This window comes from Bordetella tumbae (assembly GCF_054780995.1).
This window is the reverse complement of the sequence record NZ_BAAGVG010000012.1, coordinates 298,761-316,439: the sequence shown is the minus strand read 5'-3', so window position 1 is coordinate 316,439 and position 17,679 is coordinate 298,761. Positions and strand designations below refer to the sequence as shown.

Sequence of the window (17,679 nt, the reverse complement as noted above, 5' to 3'; positions counted from 1 at the left end):
CCCGTTGTGACCACCCTATTCTCACCTGACCTGGATCACGCCCTATGCTAAAGCTGATACGCATGGTGGACCGCTTGTCTACTTTTGTCGGACAGGCCTTTGCCTGGTTAATTGTCGTGCTGACGGTGCATATCTGTTGGGAAGTGTCTGCCCGGTACATATTCAACACGCCCAGCGCCTGGGCCTTTGATTTGCAGCTCATGTATTACGGCATATTGTTCATGATGGCGGGCGCGTATACCTTGGCGAAAAGCGGCCATGTACGCGGCGACATTCTGTATGGCTTTTTGCCCCCGCGCGTGCAGGCGGGGCTGGACGTGATTTTGTATATCGCGTTCTTTATTCCGGGTGTGGTCGCGTTGGTCTGGGCGGGATGGTATTACGCAGGAGAGTCGATTGCGATTCGTGAGCACTCGTCGTTGATGGCGAATGGCCCTCCGATTTATCCATTCAAGGCGTTTATCCCTGTCGCGGGCGCAGTGCTGTTGTTGCAAGGCTTCGCAGAAATCGGGCGCTGCCTGCTCTGTCTGCGCGATGGTGCGTGGCCGTCGCGTGAGGAGGATGTGGAAGAAGTCGACGTCGATAAGCTCAAGAAAATGGTGCACGTCAAAGACGAAGACATCGCAAAGCTGGATCGCTATGTCATTGATGAACAACACGGGGAACAGGATCACGCGTTCACAGACGAAGAGCGCAGCAAATCAGGCCGCTCCGCGAATGACCAGGAGCGCACCAAATGAAAATTCACAAAGCACTGTGGTTTGGTTTGACGTGTATCGGCATTGTGCTGGCGATGATAGGTTTCTTGACGCCATGGCACGATCTGACAACGGGGCATCTCGGGTTGTTGATGCTGGCCTTAATCGTGGTCGCCATTATGTTGGGGTTTCCGACCGCGTTTACCTTGATGGGCATGGGGGTGTTGTTCACCTTTCTCGCGTACTACCTGCAAAATCCGGATGTGCAGCGCTCGATTCATCAGACCTTGGATCTGATGGTGCAGCGGACATACGCCACGATGACCAACGATGCGTTGATCTCGGTGCCGTTGTTTGTGTTCATGGGCTATCTGGTCGAACGCGCGAACCTGATTGAAAAGCTGTTTCGTTCGATGCACCTGGCGTTGGCCAGGCTGCCCGGTGCATTGGCGGTGGCGACGCTCGCAACGTGCGCGATATTCGCGACGGCCACAGGCATCGTGGGTGCGGTGGTCACGTTGATGGGATTGCTGGCGATGCCGGCGATGTTAAAGGCCGGTTATAGCGTTCGACTGACCGCGGGCTCGATTACCGCTGGCGGATGCCTGGGCATCCTGCTGCCGCCCTCGGTCATGTTGATCGTGTACGGCGCAACGACCGGCGTGTCGGTGGTGCAGTTGTATGCCGGGGCGTTTTTCCCGGGCCTGATGCTGGCCGGCCTGTATGTGCTGTACGTCATGCTCGTCGCCAAACTGCGCCCGGATATGGCGCCGCCATTGACGGCCGAAGAACGGCGCATTGCGCTGCCTGCCGAGGCTGATGCATTGTCACGCCAAGGCTATACCCACGCCATCAACGGTTTGCTGGGAACTCTGTTCAAGGGTCGCCGCAACGCCGGTGTATCGTTTGGATTCCTGTCGCGATACACGATGTTGGCGTTGACGCCATTACTGGCGTTTGCGGTGTTGACCGGGTCGGTCTATTACCTGGTGACGCAACCGCCAACGGTGTATGAGATCCCTGATGAGTTACGGTTGGGCAGCGGCGGCGGTGATTTTGGTGGACTCGCTGAGCCTCCGATGGCGGGAGGATTGGCTGAACCGCCTGTTGAGGGAGGGTTGAGCGAACCACCGATGGAAGGTGGACTAAGCGAGCCGCCTGCAGATGGTGGATTGGCAGAGCCTCCCATGAATAATGGCGTCGCGGAGCCGCCAGCTACTAGTGGTGTGGCAGAGCCACCGGGAGCCTCATCGTCCGGATTGAGCGAGCCACCGGGCAGCGCTGCGGCAGCGCCGAATACGGCTGCTGATCCTGCTGCGGCCAATACGGCCAGCGCCGCATCAACCGCATCCGACTCAGGTCCCGCACGCGTCCCTGCCCCCACTGGCTATTGGATATTCTTCGGCATCTGCCTGGCCATCCTCGCAGTCTTTTATATGCTGCTGACGTGGGCGCGATTGGAAATCTTTAAAATGCTGATGGGGTCGTTCTTTCCCTTGGCATTGATGATCGCCGCAGTATTGGGCTCCATCACGTTCGGTCTCGCCACCCCCAGCGAAGCCGCCGCAATGGGTGCCATGGGCGGCGCATTGTTGGCGCTGGCCTACCGGCGGCTCAACATGCCCGTGCTGAAAGAATCGGTCTACCTGACCGCAAAAACCAGCGCCATGGTGTGCTGGCTATTCGTCGGCTCGTCGATCTTTTCCGCCGCGTTTGCGCTGTTGGGCGGTCAACGTATCATCGAAGAATGGGTGCTATCGCTGGGACTAACGCCGATCGAATTCATGCTGCTGGCGCAGATCATTATCTTTTTGCTGGGCTGGCCATTGGAATGGACCGAAATCATCGTCATCTTCATGCCGATTTTCGTGCCCCTGTTGATCACATTCCAGATCGACCCGCTGTTCTTTGGTCTGCTCGTGGCGTTGAACCTGCAGACTGCGTTCCTCTCGCCTCCAGTCGCCATGTCTGCGTTCTATCTGAAAGGCATCTCGCCGCCTCACGTCACCTTGAATCAGATATTTTTGGGCATGATGCCATTCATGGGCATCCAGGTCGTGGCGATTTTCCTGCTGTACATGTTCCCGGGAATCGGGCTTTGGCTGCCAACGGTGTTGTATCGTTGATAGGCCAGAGGTAGCGGCGGCATGAGCGTATTGTTGATATTGATGTGGTCGCCATGATGCGTGGCTCATCACTGCGATAAGCTATACACCTCGTCGTCGCCGCGCCTTGAACCCATAAGGAGTCCGCATGCTGCAAACGTTGGAAGTCGCCTATGGCCCGCAAACCGCTGTGCTCTGGCTGGCCCGCCCTGAAGTGCGTAACGCGCTGGATGCGCGTCTCATTGCCGAGCTGACCGAGACATTCATGACACTCGCGGACGACAGCGAAATACGCGCCATCGTGTTGGCCGGACATGGCAAAGTCTTTTGTGCCGGTGCCGATCTCAATGCCATGCGCCACAGCGCGCAAGCCAGCGAGGCCGACAACCGCTCGGACGCGCAGGCCCTCGCGACCCTGCTCCATACGATTTACACCTGCCCCAAGCCCACTATCGCACGCATACACGGCGCCTGCATGGCGGGCGGCCTGGGCCTGGCCACCGCCTGCGACATCGCCATCGCCAGCCGCGACACCCGCTTCGCCCTCACCGAAACCCGCCTGGGCCTCATCCCCGCCATGATCTCGCCCTACGTCCTGCGCGCCATCGGCCCTCGCGCCGCCAGCCGCTGGTTCCTCACCGCAGAGACATTCGACGCCGCCGAAGCATGGCGCATCGGCCTCATCCACGACATCTGCGAATCCGAAGAACTGGACGCACACATCAATGCATTGCTAGGCAAACTCATGCTGGCCTCGCCCAATGCGTTAAAAGAATCCAAACGTCTGATCCATGACGTCTCTCAGCACCCCATCGACGACGCCATACTAGAAGACACCGCCACCCGCCTGGCCGCGCTCCGCGCGTCTCCTGATGGCCGGGAAGGTATTGCCGCTTTCCTGGAAAAACGTGCGGCGTCCTGGGTACCGGATCCAGCAGAATCGAACGACAAATAACACCGAGCCCACATTCAACAAAGCGACAAATCTCGGCGATGCTATCTCGCCCCAGCGCTAGTTAGCAATGCGCTTTCGAATTGCTTCCAGTAAGTTTTGAGGCCTTCCAACAACTGTCACGCCGTATTTGTCAACGTGGCGTTGAATTACCGAGGCCATGAATGAGTCCGTTCGAAATATATCGACATATGGAGCATACAGGGAGTGAATACAGTCACCCCAGTCACTTTCTTTCGGCTTCCGAGCACGTGAACCTACAGAATGCCTGACCAACGAGAACAACGTACGAATACAGGTGGAAAACCCACGCATAAACTTATCAGCCGACACGGAAGATAGAGACTCAAAAACAACATCGCCATATACGCGCGACACCTTTGTTATTGTGTTGCTCACAACACCCTCTTCGGCGCTTTTCCACCAAGCATCATCTAATTTTTCCAACTTGCATGGAATTTCCAACAATTTAGCCTGCTCCTGCGCCAGGCGGATCCTTTCAAAAAGCTCGCTAACAGCAGTGGCTGCTGTACGTACAACGTCAATCATTTTCGATGCATCCCCGCGTACCCAAGACTGTATCGTCGACATTTTGTCGTAATGCAAATCGAACCATTGCATCATCCATCGGGGATCCCTCAAACTCTCCGAAAAAGCTATCTCTGCCTCACTCTTTGTCGCCTGACCCAAAAGGTACTTTCTAAGGACAAGTGCGTCTTGCTCTCGCATCGGATACTTGTCAATGATTTCACTGACATCACTATTTTCCGACATATGCGCAAGGTACTCTTTCCGTGGCTTTTGATGCCTTATCAAAGTCTCCTTGACCTTCCGTCTCATAGCTCGATTCATGCCCTGGCTCTTCAACAAATCTGTTGATGATTGAAGAACACTCGCCCATTCAGGCTTCGGCATGATTCCGCTTATGTCTGGAAACCAATTGCCATCGTAAGAATAGACCGGCTCCGAAATATGTTGTCCCTGCACCAAGCAGGCGTACTCGTGGGTCAACAGTCTATTCATCGATATCAAAGCATGTCGTTGACATAGGTCTGACAAACATGCAGCACGACCTGCTGCAGCACCTCCATGCTCCCATTTGATAGGAGCCATTTCACTAATGGAAGCGGCGGAATACCAAAACTCCACTTGTCCGCTGTCTGCAAGACGTTGCAACTCGGCCCTTACTTCACTTGTCTCTGCCGATTTTCGACCATTAGAGAGTATCGAATAATCCGAACTGTCTAGGTAAATACGCAAAGGTCTTGTGTTGATGATCGTCAACGATGTTCTCCGATGTCTTAGACATAACTCACAACGACGATCCTTGATCCGACCTCAGCCTGTAGCACTGAAATCGCCCAGCTGACTCAATTGCACCTATCGACCTTAGCAAGACATTCATTAGTCAAATTATGGCCTGCAACCCCTTGTCTGCAATGATATTCAGCAGTTTGAGCGCGGGCCCTGCAGGATGAGTGTCACCCTGCTCCCATTTGCGCACAGTTGATGCCGATGTGTGCAAATGCAATGCGAACACAGGCTGGCTGAATCTCAACGTTTCACGTAACCGCTTAATGTCATTAGCACTAAACTCTCGTACGGGTGCAGGACAGATCGCATCAAACTGACGCATTGTGACTTTGCTGATCGCTCCCGCTTCATGCAAAGTCCGTAGATCATCACGTAAAGACTCAATGATCTTGCTCATGACAGCACACCTCCAATAGCACACCACAATGTAGCGCCTGCAATAACGCCTCTGTCGAAAAATTCAAAAATATTTTCCCAGCGTATTGCAACGCCTTTCGTTCGTCCTGTGTGATGTTCGCCTTGTCGCTTTTAAGAAACCCATGCAAGAACACATAGCGGCTGTCAATTCGAGCCGACAGCAACGTTCGATAACCGCCACTTTTGCCTCCACAAAGACGGGCTACTCGCTTCTTGTATAACCCGCCACCGAGATCTGCATCAATCAAACCATCAGCCATCTCACGAACTGCTTTACACAAAATGGCATCGGGCAACTTTTCGCATGCTTGCCACCGAGCAAAGTCCTTGCGCTTGAAGACTTTCATGTCCAACAACCCACTCCCAATATATACCCGAAACGGGTATATATTCAAGAGGCCGGCGGAGACACCCAACAGCAGCAGGCCAGTACATACCCGTAATGACCGCTGATCCTATCTCTCTTCAGAAAATTACTGTATATATTTACAGCAATTAATAAAAATAAGATCGATCCTGCGCTTTATACGTGATAATGGATCGCCCTCTTTTAATTCCCTGTGGCAGCATTCGACTTCAAACTCATCAACACCCGCATCCCGCCCTGATGCCGTTCCTCCCCCGTCTCGCAAGACTTGCAGATCCCGCCCACATAGCGCCCATTCACTACCGTCTCAGCAAACACCCCTGATCGGTAATTGTGTCGCGCATCCGTCTCCACCCGGTACCATTCCCGATCACCGATCCGCACCAATTCAAGCGGTTGGCGAATACCAGCATCCGGCCCAGTCGAACGCAGCACAGCCCGCAAGCGGAAATAACGCTTGAACGGCGACGCATAATATTCACGCAGCCTATCCGCATCATCCTCGCCTGGCAGCGGTTCACTGCGCATCAAAATTGTGCAAGTCTCCTGCGTCTGTTCGCACGCCTCGGTCTCGCAAACGAATTGCACACGGCGCAGCCCGCTTTTTGCCACCGTGCCTTGCGGCGAACCGTCCAGGACCCATCCTTCGGGAAGCTCAACCGACAGCCCGTTGGGCATAACAACGGTCTCAGCCCATGAGCTCATCGCCGCCAGCGAAAAAGCCAACATCGCAACAACGCGGGTTGCAACAGAATGCCTCATACGCCCGCCTCCAGCCGATGGTTTTCCTCGTCAATACGACGCGCAACAACACGCTCAAAAGCAGCCTGCTTATCGTCATCAAACGCACGTAACGGCACGATCACCGGCTCGCCGACCCGCTGCAGCAATAGAAAATGCTCGCTCCGCCGCTCAATGCGCTCAAAGCTGATCATCTCGAAACGATTCAGCAGCCCCTCTTGCCAAATATCGAGCCTGTCCTCATAAAGCCGCACCTCTTGCTCATAGACTCGCATACGCTTGTGCAGTTGCTCGGCGAGCCGATGCGCATGCCGGCCCCTTGCCCACGGGTGCAAGACGATGATGGCGACAATGATCGCCCAAAAACCCAGCACATACTGCCAAACAGAGCTCGCCAGCATCTCGAGGAAAAGCGGAAACGCATAGCGAACAGGAACGCGGTCCGCATCCAGCAACCAGAACACGACCAAAATCGCCGGCCAAATAAGGGCAGTCAGTAGAAAGGTCAGCGCAAAGCCCCGCCGACGGCGGCGACGCATGCTCGGACGCTCCATTTGCCAACCGAGTGCGATGGCGCGATCCGCAGCAGTTTGCTCGAAACGCACCATCATCAATGGCTGTGAGCCGGTTTGATCTGCCAGTCCATGAAAATCCAGGGCCTCCCCCGCGCCGCCAGCCTGGCACGATGCAGCCCATGCCTTGATGCGTGCGATTTGCTCATCGGACAATGCACTGCGCCGCAAGACAAGGACATCCTCGATGTCCTTTAGCCGAATAAAAAAATGCGTGTCTCCCTCGGTCAAACCGATGATGCGCTGGCAAGCAATAGCGCTGCAGTGTCCCGGTGTGTACGCAGTGATGCCGCCCGGCTCAAATCGGTAGGTGGCGGCCATAGGCCGATCGAGCTGTTCGTCGCGGCACCAACGCGTCAACCGGCGTCGAAAGATCATCGGTTGGATCGCATAGTAGGCCAACGTCGGCACGACGACGAGAAGGATCACCAGGCCGTCCAAGCCAAACAGTTTGCCGCCAAAACGGGAAGCAAAGGCGCCGAAACCCTGATCACCGCTATCCTGCCATGACGAGAAACCGATCAGCACCACCAACAGAAGCACTACCCAGAACAGAATGTGTAGCAAGCGCCGCCGGGCAGCCTCAAACAGATCTGCATAGACAAAGAGCGAACCCGCGAGCCGCTCAGGCAATTCGATCGAGGACTCAACGACAAAGGTTTCTGACGACGCTGAGATTTCGGATGTTTGAATAGACGGTGTCGTGTTCGTGCTCGTCATCGCTGGCTCAGTTAGTAGACGGTGTCTTGTTCATACTCGTCATCGCTAGTTCAGTTAATAGATGGTGTCTTGTTCGTACTCGTCGTCGCTGGTTCAGTTGTCGGCATCGTGAATGTGATATCTATATCGATATCAGTGTCGACGATGCGGGTTCAGGACCGCACAGCCTGTCTCAATGCTGATGCTCGTCGATCACCAAATGCGCCATACCCGCCTCGGTAGCAATGCCGACCTTTTGACCAATGGGCAGCGTTGCCTTGGTGCGGACGTGCCCGTAGGGCAGCCCAGTAATGACGGGGACTTTAACGACGCTGCGCAGCCATTTCACGACGGCAGGCATATCGTACCCGGCATCATGCGGCGCCAACCGATAGTCTGTGAAATGACCGAACACGATGGCCTTTTGGCGTTGCAGCACGCCGGCCTGCCACAGCTGAGCCAGCATGCGTTCCACCCGATACGGATGCTCTGCAACGTCCTCAATGAACAGAATGCCGCCCCGCACTTTAGGCATATATGGCGTGCCCATCAACGACATCAAGGTCGCCAGATTCCCGCCCCACAATACGCCACGTGCATCGACCGGATCGGCATCCTGCGTCTCAAAACTGAGGATCTCCAACTCGCCGCGCATGGTCTCACCGAACAATGCAGCCGTCAGATCGTCGACCTTTTTACCGCCAAAATCCGCGACAGCTGTCGGCCCGCTGTAGCTGACCGCACCCGTCTGCGCGAGCAAGGCGAGATTGAACGCCGTGAAATCGCTCAATCCCACGAAACGCTTGCCACTATCCGCAACAGCGCGCCAATCGATCTGCGGTAATAAACGGCTGAGCCCATAGCCGCCACGCGTGGCCATCACAATCGGATGTTTTTGCTTCAGCGCCCGGGTAATGCCAGCCAGGCGTTGTTTTTCCGTGCCGGCAAAACGTTGATGCACAGCCAATGCGGCGCGATCCACTGCGGTCTTGAATCCCTCTCGTGCCAGGCGCTCGCACGCCAACGCCACGGTGTCCGGGTCACGCACCGCAGACGAAGGCGAAATCAAATAAATCCCGCCGGCGGGCTTGGCATGATGATGGTGCGAGTGGTCGTGATCATGACCACAATCGTCATCGCAATCATGTCCATCGTGCCCATGTGCGGGATGTGTAGAGGTGCTCATTTCGTGGATTCCTTTGTACGGCGTTCGCGGAAAAACCGCCGCAGCATATCGCCGCAGGGCTGCGCCAATACGCCACCTATAACAGTCGTGTGATGATTCAATCGCTCTACCGCGCCGACGTCCAGCACGCTGCCGCAGGCGCCGGTCTTGGGATCCGAGGCGCCGTAGACGACGCGCGCCAAGCGGGCGTGCAACATGGCGCCAATGCACATGACGCAGGGTTCCAGCGTGACGTACAGGCTCACCCCAGGCAACCGGTAATTGTCCAGATGCAGAGCGGCTGCGCGTAATGCAACGATCTCTGCGTGCGCAGTAGGGTCGCTGTCAGTGATAGTGCGGTTATAACCTGTGCCGAGCACCTGACCCTCTGCATCGACGACGACGGCACCGACGGGGACTTCGCCCACACGCCAGGCGGCCTCGGCCTGCTCGATCGCCAGAGACATGAATGATTCATCCGCCGGCGACGCCAGCGTTACCTCATCAACCACGATACACCCGGGATTTCAGTGCGATGCGCCCGGCCAGGCTGGTGACGGCCTCTTCGAGCCATTGATAGAGTTCGGCTTCTTCGCCGTAGCGAGCCTGATTCAAATTCGACACGCGGCCTTCTTCGATAAAGCCCCATGCCCGGCTGCGTTTGTCGCGATGTTTCGGATCCCATACACCGAAGGCGAAACCACCGGCTTTGCGAATCAAGGAAAAACACGGGATGTCGGTGTAGCCGTCGCCAACGAAGACCATCTGGTCAAACGGCACACGCAGGCGGTCTTCGGGGATCTTGCGGTTGACTTCGAAAGGCTTGTTGCGAAACTCGCGCCCGATGATGCCTTTTTGGATGTGAAACAGATAACGGGTCTTGTCCGTAAAGCTGACCAAACGGCGGGGAAAAGTGATCCCGCCATCGGCGCCATACACGAACTCCGACGCCCAGATCTCGGTGAATTCGTGAGCGATGGGTGTAGACCGCACCACGTCGCCGATGCCGCTGGAGATCAAATAAAACTCGAGTTGTACTTGAGGGTGCTCGGCTCGGACCGCGGCACGCAAGCGTTGGAATAATGTCGTGACGCCGTCATGCAGGGGCAGCCTGGCGCCCCACTCTCGCAGGCCCTGTTGCGTGATCAAGCCGTGCGTCCCGCTGCGCGACAGCTCGATCATCTCGTAGAGATAAGCGGGCACAGGGTCCCAGTCCTGATCGGACAGCAGCGGACCGACCCTGTCTTTCCAGAACGCAGCCGTATCCACCCCCAGGCTGTCGAGGAAGCCAGATGTGCTGTCTGGCGCCAGCGTGTCGTCGAAATCGAATATCAGGGCGATGACGTCAGACATGAGTGCGGCAAAGAGTCGGTAATAGGCGACATTTTGCCTGATCCCGACTCTGCCGTCTTATTGCTGCACGGGTACAGGTGTCGCAGGTGTCCCGGCAGGCGGCGTCGTTACCGTGCCCGGCGTCGTCGAACTGCCGGGCGCAGCCCCTGGGACGGCGCCCGGCGCGGTGGAACTACCCGGCATGGTGCCCGAAGTCCCCGGCGTCGTGCCCGTCTGGGACGGGGGCACCGGGATCACCGTTTCGCGCAGAACGCCGCCGCTCTCTACACTGCCTTTCACCGTAGACGGCGACTGCATCTGCTGCAGGCAATCCTGACGCTGCGGTTGGGGTAATTTCGTGCAACGATCTACCGAATTGTTGCCATAGTTCGCCGACTGGCCGTCGTCGAGCCGCTTGCGCTGGGCCTCTTCGCGCGCCGCGCCGGCCTCTTGCAGGCAGACGGCCTTGCTCTGGTTCGTCTGGCCGCTATTGCAGCGCTGTACGTCATGTTCGTACTGAGATTGGATAGAGGCGGCCGTCGGTGCATCGGCCGCGTTGGCGGCAGAAATCCCTGCCATCCCGCCTAACGCGCTCAAAGTCGCAAATGCCAGGCTGCAATACCGATTGTGCATACGTCGTAAGTCCATTTTCCGCTCCTTCAGCATGGCTGGGCGCCGAAGCGTCCGGCTAAGCTTTTACAGTACGCCAAAGCGGGAGGCGTGAGGGCGTGCAAATGTTACAAACACTAGCGGATTCGGACGGTGCGGCGTGGGTAGGACGGGGGATTGAGTGCTATTGGACGTCAAGGCGGGGCAGTGACCGTGTTGGCGCTTCACGTGGCTGGTCGGCCGCCTGCGCGTCCGACACCGCTTCGTTCGTCTCGTACGGCCCCTTCGGGCCTCCCTACGACCTCCACTCGCTCAGCCACGAGGCGCGCCAACACGGTCACTGCCCCGCCTTGACTCGCAGAATCTCTGATTCCCTCGTCGCTGGCACGGGTGGTGTACGTAGGCTTCGTAGGAACTGGCTTTTGCAAGGATGAAGATCTTGCAGGGCTGCTATTCATTGGCGCCTACGGGCGCGCCAATGAATAGCATTCGTGATCGGCATGCGAGGGCTTTGGCGTCAGAGATGAACGGAAGATCTCTCGAGTGTCGGCGTCGTAACACCTGGAGATTCGCTATGCGTCATCTTCGCAGGCATCAACTATCACCAAGCAGATCCTCCAAACTGGCACCATGCCACCCCGCCGCATGCCCGGACCGGCTTTGTGAAGCCCTCACGGCCCGATTGCCTCGGCTCGACGTCCAATAAGCACGCCAACCTCGGCACAGTTATTCAGCGCCAACTATTTCGTATTGAACTCGCCACGATCCCGCCGCCCACGATACACCGCCGCACGCATCAGCAACATGGCCGTGACAGGCGAACTGATAAACAGCAACAGCGTGATCAGAATTTCATGGATCACAAAACGCTGTTGCAGAGAGGAAAACACCAAAATCGAAGCCAGCAATACACAAACGGCCCCCAGGGTGTTGCCCAGCGTCGGCGCATGAATACGCGAGACGAAATCTTTGAATCGCAGCAACCCGACTGAGCCGATCAGCGAAATGACGCCGCCTACGACCAGCAGGATAGTGGCCGGAATGCCGGCCCACAATGGGATATCGACGTTCATGGCTCAATCACCTCGCCACGCAGCAGAAACTTGGCCATCGCGGTAGAGCCGACAAAACCGAACAAGGCGATCAACAAGGCCACGTCAAAGTACACCGGTGTGCCTGACCGGATGCCAAAGGCCAGCATGGTCAGCATGCCATTGATGTAAAACGCGTCCAACGCCAGCACGCGGTCCTGCGCGGTGGGACCGCGCACCAGCCGCACCGTTGCGCACGCCATACCCAGGACAAAACACAACAAGGCAAAGGATGCGGCCCAGAATAGAACAAGGTTCACTGAAACACCTCAATCAGGGTACGCTCGTAGCGCTGTTTGACCAACTCGATCCAGGCTGCTTCGTTTTCCAGATCGAGCACATGCAATGTCAGGATATTGTTGGACACATCGACCCACACGGTGCCCGGCGTATAGGTCAGAATGCAACCCAGCAGCGCACGGCCATGCGGGTCATGCAGATCCAGCGGGATATGCACAAAGCCCGGGGAGTACTCGCGCCGATAGGCGATGATCAGTTTGGCCACGGCGATATTCGAACGGATGATATCGATCGCCACCCGGCGGCTCAATCCCAACAGCAACCATAATTTGTGAGGCCGTCCGCGCAACGGGCGCAGGCGGCTGGACGCAAAACCCAGCCACAGCGCAAGCGCCAGGCCTAATGCGATCTGCCCGACAGACAGCGACTCGTTGAGCAACAGCCACAGAACGAGCAATGCCGCAGGCAGCAGGAGTTTGTACCAACGCCGCATCAATGCCCCCCCAAGGTACGCGCCGGGTTGGCCGACAACACCGCATCAATGTACAGCGCAGGCTGATCGAGCGAGCGCGCCGCATCGTCCAGATAGGCCGACACCGGCCCTGCCCCCGCCGCGAGCGCGACGCACAACAGAATCAACACGGCAACCGGCCCCGCCTCGAACACGCGCAGCCGCGGCGTCGTGCGTTCCTCGTTGCCCCAGAAAATCCGCATCCCGGCGCGTCCAAACGCCACAATGCCGGCCAAACCCGCCGCCAACACGGCAGCCACCAGAATCCAGGCGTCCGCCGGCTGGGTCGAGGTATTGGCCTCGGCAACCGCCGCAGACAAGAGCGAGAACTTCGCCACAAAGCCGGACAACGGGGGCAACCCCGTCACGAGCAAGGCGCACGAGACAAACGCCAATCCCAGAAAGGCCATCGCTGCAGGAATCGCCACGCCCACCACATCGTCGGAACGGTTCGGGCTCTCGGGATCATCCAGGTCAAACATGTCCAACGTAACCGCCAACACGTTTGCCCCGAACGTCTGCGTACGCTCGACCAGCTCGACCAGCATGAAAAATGCCCCCGTGGTCAGCACGGAGCTCAGCAGATAGAACAACGCCGGCCCCGTCAGCCGCACGCCCGGCATACCCAACGCGGTGAGCAGCGTACCGGCGGAAAGGATCACGCAATAGCTGACCAGTTGATCCAACCGCTGGGTCGCGAGTAATCCGATAGCCGCAAAAATCAAGGTCGCCAGGCCCGCCGCGAACATCCAGTCCAGGCTGAATGCTGCCGGCGCACCCGTGGGCAGCAACAGTGAACCGATGCGCAACAAGGCGTAGATGCCGACCTTGGTCATGATGGAAAACACGGCCGCCACCGGTGCGCTAGCCGAGCTATAGCCGCGCACCAGCCAGAAATTCAGCGGCCATGCGCCGGCCTTGACCAGAAACGCCAGGCCCAGCACCGCCGCGCCGGTCTCGAACAACAAGCGATCGCTGCCGCCCAGAACGCCGGCGCGCACAGCGAGATCGGCGAGGTTCAAGGTGCCGGTGACGCCATAGATCAGCGCAATACTGATGAGCAACAGGAACGACGCCACCAGATTGACCGCAATGTACTGCAGGCCGGCGCTGACCCGCGCTACGCCCGATCCATGCAGAATCAGACCATACGACGCGGCCAGCAAGACCTCGAAAAACACGAACAAGTTGAACAGGTCGCCCGTCAGGAACGCCCCATTGAGGCCCATCAACAGGAACTGGAACAGCGAATGAAAATGCACGCCCAGGCGATCCCAGCGCGCCAGGGAGTAGATCAATGAAGCCAAGCCCAGCACGGCCGTTAATGTCAGCATGACGGCCGACAGGCGATCGACGACCAGCACAATGCCAAACGGTGCAGGCCAATCCCCGGGCAGATACACCCCTACCCCATTGGGCCAGACGCCGCCGACGCCGGCAGCCAGTGCGAGCAACGTGATCGCCGCTGCGAGCTGAGCGAGGCTGGCCACCAGCGCAATCCCGGCCCGTAAACCCCGCCGTTTGTCCGCCAGCAATAGCATCGCCGCCCCCGCAATCAGCGGGACAGCAATGGGATATATAGGCGCGTGTTGCAACCAATCGATCAAGATTCCGACTCCCTGCCATCAACGTGGTCGGTGCCAGTCAACCCGCGAGAAGCCAGCAATACGACAAGAAACAATGCGGTGGTCGCGAACCCGATCACGATGGCCGTCAACACCAATGCCTGCGGCACGGGGTCGGCCATGGCAGCCGGATCCGGCGTGACAGAGGGATCGATGACAGGCGGCCGTCCGACAGTCAGCCGCCCCATTCCGAAAATAAACAAGTTGACGGCATAGGACATCAAGGTCAGCCCCATAATGACCTGAAATGTGCGAGGCCGCAGGATCAGCCACACGCCAGAGCCGGCCAACACGCCAATCGCGATGGCATATATCAATTCCATTAGGCAGGACTCCCGGATTCTGCGGCGGCCTGGGCTTCTGCTGCCGCCTTGCGTTGTGCGCGCAAGGATTGGTGAGCCAAGGCCACCAACACGAGCACGGTGCCGCCCACGACCAGCATGTACACGCCCAAGTCAAAGAACAACACGCTGGAAAGATGGACGTGGCCAATCAGAGGCAACGAGACATCCCACGCCATGGCCGATAGGAATGGGCGCGCGGCGAACCAGGCCGACACCGCGGTGAGGCCGGCACACAGCAGCCCCAAGCCGATCCAATGCTGCGGATTCAGGCGGCTGCGCGACTCCACCCAATACACGCCGCCCACCATGTATTGCAAAATGATGGCGGTCGCCATGACCAGGCCGCCGACAAAGCCGCCACCAGGCGAATTGTGCCCACGCAAGAGCAGATACACCGATGCCATCGCCGCAATGGGCAACAGGAAACGCACCAGCACGGCAGGCAGCGCCAACGCGTTATCCGGCAACAGCGCCTGGATATCGGGCGCTACGACAGGCTCGCCCTGGTCGCGCTGCTGACGGGGCAGATCGACACTTTCCGCCGCCGGCCGGAAACGGCGCAGCAACGCGTACACCGTCAGCGCCACGATACCGACGACGGTGATCTCGCCAAAGGTATCAAAACCGCGGAAATCCACCAGAATCACATTGACGACGTTGGTGCCACCGCCCTCGGGCAAAGCGTTTTCTACAAAATACGAGGCCACCGTCTGCCCCGGCGGACGAGTCAATATGGCATAGGCCAAGGCAGCCAGCGACGTACCCGTCACGGTGGCAATCACCAGATCGCGCACGCGGCGAGCACGGGCGCGGGCACTGCCATCCAGGCCCCCTCCCTCGATACGGCGCGGCAACCACCGCAGCCCCAGCAGCAACAGCACCACGGTTACGACCTCGACCGCCAGCTGCGTCAATGCCAGATCCGGCGCAGAGAACCAGACAAACGTCAGGCAGGTCACCAGGCCTGCCCCACCAGCCAGGATCAATGCCGCCAACCGGTGGTATTTGGCCTGGAACGCCGCCCCGACCGCACAAATCGCGCCCACCACCCACAACACGGCAAAGGCCGGATCCAGGGGGGTGACGGGCGACGGCGCGTCGTTCCACTGGCCGCGCTGCAACGGCAGCCAAGCCACAAGCAGCGCGCCCAGCACGATCAGCACCATCTGAATCTGCATGCGTGGCGACGACACACGCGCCAGCACCCAGCTGGCAGCGACGCTGGAATAGTCAAACAAAAACTCGAACGTGCGCCGGCCATCGAAATGGTAGATAAACGGCACCTGCCCCGGCAACGCACGCTGACGGGCACGTAATCCGGCATACAGCAAAATGCCCGCAAGCATCGCGACAAAACTCATCACCAGCGGCAGATTCACCCCATGCCATACGGCCAGGCTGTATTCGGGCATATCGGCGCCGAGGATGCTTTGTGCCGCCGCGTGCAGGAATGGACCGACTGTCAGTCCCGGAATCACGCCCACGACCAAACACATCAGCACCAGCAAGCCGCTGGGCACCAGCATAAAGCGCGGCGGCTCATGCGGCGCACGAGGCAAATCCTCTGCCGGCGGACCGAAAAAGACCTGCAGGATGAAACGCAGCGAATAGGCCACGCTGAACGCGCTGGCCAGCACCGCCATCGCGGGCAGACCATATTGAATCATCGGATCGCCGCTGACAAAGGTCGTCTCGGCAAAGAACATTTCCTTGGAAATGAAACCGTTGAGCAGCGGCACGCCCGCCATGGCCGCGGCGGCCACCACGGCCAAGGTCGCGGTGATCGGCATGGCGCGCCTGAGGCCGCTCAGACGGCCCAGATCGCGCGTACCCGTCTCGTGGTCGACAATGCCAGCTGCCATGAACAGCGATGCCTTGAACGTGGCGTGGTTCACCATATGAAAGATCGCGGCCACCAGACCCAGCGAGCTGTTCATCCCTAGCAACAAAGTGATCAAACCGAGATGGCTGATCGTGGAGTACGCCAGGACGCCTTTCATGTCCTGCTGGAAAATCGCGGCGTAGGCGCCCAGCACCAGCGAGCACAACCCTGCTCCGCCGATGATCCAGAACCATTCTTCTGTACCCGAGAGCACCGGCCAGAACCTCGCCAGCAGGAATACGCCCGCCTTGACCATGGTGGCTGAGTGCAAATAGGCCGAAACTGGCGTCGGCGCCGCCATGGCATTAGGCAGCCAGAACTGGAACGGGAATTGCGCGCTCTTGGTCAACGCCCCCAGAGCCACCAGCACCAACACGGCGGGATACCAGGGATCAGCGCGAACCACGTCACCCGCTGCCAACACCCGATCCATGTCGTAGCTGCCCACGATATGGCCCAGGATCAAGACACCGGCCAACAGACACAAGCCGCCCGCACCCGTGACGGTCAAGGCCATGCGTGCACCGCGCCGGGCGTCTTGGCGGTGATGCCAATAGGCAATCAGCATGAACGACGCCAGGCTGGTCATTTCCCAGAACAACACCAACTGAATCAGATTGCCCGACAGCACCACGCCCAGCATGGCCGCCATGAAGGCCTGGAAAAACGAGAAGAACCGCGGCACCGGATCGTCCGGCGACATGTAATAGCGTGCGTATAGCACCACCAATGCGCCTATGCCCGAGACGATCAGTGCGAATAACCAGGCATAACCGTCCATACGCAGCGTGAACTGCAGGCCCAGTGCCGGTGCCCACTGCAGATCGGCACGAACCACTCCGCCATCGGCAACCTGCGGGTACAGGCTGGCCACGAGGACAAAGCAGCTCAGTGCCATCAGGCCTGCCAGCCACGCCTCGGCATTACGGGCATTGGAAGGCAACAGCGCGGCGCACAGGCTGCCGATAAACGGCAGAGCGAGTATGAGAATCAGCGACATGGTATTCCGGGAGGG

The 17,679-nt window shown here is 58.4% G+C and carries 18 protein-coding genes; 3 read left to right on the top strand and 15 right to left on the bottom strand.

What is annotated here, in order from left to right:
• Positions 1-44: 44 nt before the first annotated feature.
• From ACYVI2_RS12040 to ACYVI2_RS12030, 3 genes are all read left to right on the top strand, one after another.
• Positions 45-740: a TRAP transporter small permease subunit gene (locus tag ACYVI2_RS12040; RefSeq protein ID WP_415821434.1), complete on the top strand. Its 696-nt coding sequence runs from the start codon at positions 45-47 to the stop codon at positions 738-740.
• Entirely contained in the window at positions 737-2,824 is a 2,088-nt protein-coding gene (locus tag ACYVI2_RS12035; protein ID WP_415821433.1) for a TRAP transporter large permease subunit, read from the top strand. The genes ACYVI2_RS12040 and ACYVI2_RS12035 overlap by 4 nt, the downstream gene beginning before the upstream one ends.
• Before the next feature lie 127 nt (positions 2,825-2,951).
• Positions 2,952-3,758, top strand: a complete 807-nt coding sequence (locus tag ACYVI2_RS12030) for an enoyl-CoA hydratase/isomerase family protein (RefSeq protein ID WP_415821432.1) — start codon at positions 2,952-2,954, stop codon at positions 3,756-3,758.
• Positions 3,759-3,815: 57 nt separating this feature from the next.
• Here ACYVI2_RS12030 and ACYVI2_RS12025 read toward each other — a convergent pair whose 3' ends face one another.
• The 15 genes from ACYVI2_RS12025 to ACYVI2_RS11955 form a co-directional block, all read right to left on the bottom strand.
• Positions 3,816-5,039, bottom strand: a complete 1,224-nt coding sequence (locus tag ACYVI2_RS12025) for a hypothetical protein (protein WP_415821431.1) — start codon at positions 5,037-5,039, stop codon at positions 3,816-3,818.
• 124 nt (positions 5,040-5,163) lie between these two features.
• A complete protein-coding gene (locus ACYVI2_RS12020) occupies positions 5,164-5,466 on the bottom strand; it encodes a helix-turn-helix domain-containing protein (protein ID WP_415821430.1) in 303 nt (100 codons plus the stop codon).
• Positions 5,450-5,833, bottom strand: a complete 384-nt coding sequence (locus ACYVI2_RS12015; protein ID WP_415821429.1) for a type II toxin-antitoxin system RelE/ParE family toxin — start codon at positions 5,831-5,833, stop codon at positions 5,450-5,452. The genes ACYVI2_RS12020 and ACYVI2_RS12015 overlap by 17 nt, the downstream gene beginning before the upstream one ends.
• A 203-nt stretch (positions 5,834-6,036) precedes the next feature.
• Entirely contained in the window at positions 6,037-6,582 is a 546-nt protein-coding gene (locus ACYVI2_RS12010) for a hypothetical protein (protein WP_415821428.1), read from the bottom strand.
• Positions 6,583-6,611: 29 nt separating this feature from the next.
• Complete coding sequence (locus ACYVI2_RS12005; RefSeq protein WP_415821427.1) at positions 6,612-7,886, bottom strand: YcxB family protein; 1,275 nt, start codon at positions 7,884-7,886, stop codon at positions 6,612-6,614.
• Positions 7,887-8,058: 172 nt separating this feature from the next.
• On the bottom strand, positions 8,059-9,051 hold the full coding sequence (locus ACYVI2_RS12000) for an LD-carboxypeptidase (protein ID WP_415821426.1): 993 nt from the start codon (positions 9,049-9,051) through the stop codon (positions 8,059-8,061).
• Complete coding sequence (gene tadA, locus ACYVI2_RS11995; RefSeq protein WP_415821425.1) at positions 9,048-9,497, bottom strand: tRNA adenosine(34) deaminase TadA; 450 nt, start codon at positions 9,495-9,497, stop codon at positions 9,048-9,050. Before tadA ends, ACYVI2_RS12000 begins: the two co-directional genes overlap by 4 nt.
• A 37-nt stretch (positions 9,498-9,534) precedes the next feature.
• Positions 9,535-10,383: an HAD family hydrolase gene (locus tag ACYVI2_RS11990; protein ID WP_415821424.1), complete on the bottom strand. Its 849-nt coding sequence runs from the start codon at positions 10,381-10,383 to the stop codon at positions 9,535-9,537.
• A gap of 57 nt (positions 10,384-10,440) precedes the next feature.
• On the bottom strand, positions 10,441-11,010 hold the full coding sequence (locus ACYVI2_RS11985; protein WP_415821423.1) for a hypothetical protein: 570 nt from the start codon (positions 11,008-11,010) through the stop codon (positions 10,441-10,443).
• A 701-nt stretch (positions 11,011-11,711) separates the two neighbouring features.
• Positions 11,712-12,044, bottom strand: a complete 333-nt coding sequence (mnhG, locus tag ACYVI2_RS11980; protein ID WP_415821422.1) for a monovalent cation/H(+) antiporter subunit G — start codon at positions 12,042-12,044, stop codon at positions 11,712-11,714.
• A complete protein-coding gene (locus ACYVI2_RS11975) occupies positions 12,041-12,322 on the bottom strand; it encodes a K+/H+ antiporter subunit F (RefSeq protein WP_094821630.1) in 282 nt (93 codons plus the stop codon). Before ACYVI2_RS11975 ends, mnhG begins: the two co-directional genes overlap by 4 nt.
• Complete coding sequence (locus ACYVI2_RS11970) at positions 12,319-12,795, bottom strand: Na+/H+ antiporter subunit E (protein WP_415821421.1); 477 nt, start codon at positions 12,793-12,795, stop codon at positions 12,319-12,321. The genes ACYVI2_RS11975 and ACYVI2_RS11970 overlap by 4 nt, the downstream gene beginning before the upstream one ends.
• A complete protein-coding gene (locus ACYVI2_RS11965) occupies positions 12,795-14,420 on the bottom strand; it encodes a monovalent cation/H+ antiporter subunit D (RefSeq protein WP_415821419.1) in 1,626 nt (541 codons plus the stop codon). Before ACYVI2_RS11965 ends, ACYVI2_RS11970 begins: the two co-directional genes overlap by 1 nt.
• Positions 14,417-14,761, bottom strand: coding sequence for a Na+/H+ antiporter subunit C (locus ACYVI2_RS11960; RefSeq protein ID WP_415821418.1), 345 nt, complete (start codon positions 14,759-14,761; stop codon positions 14,417-14,419). Before ACYVI2_RS11960 ends, ACYVI2_RS11965 begins: the two co-directional genes overlap by 4 nt.
• On the bottom strand, positions 14,761-17,664 hold the full coding sequence (locus tag ACYVI2_RS11955; protein ID WP_415821417.1) for a monovalent cation/H+ antiporter subunit A: 2,904 nt from the start codon (positions 17,662-17,664) through the stop codon (positions 14,761-14,763). Before ACYVI2_RS11955 ends, ACYVI2_RS11960 begins: the two co-directional genes overlap by 1 nt.
• Positions 17,665-17,679: the final 15 nt, after the last annotated feature.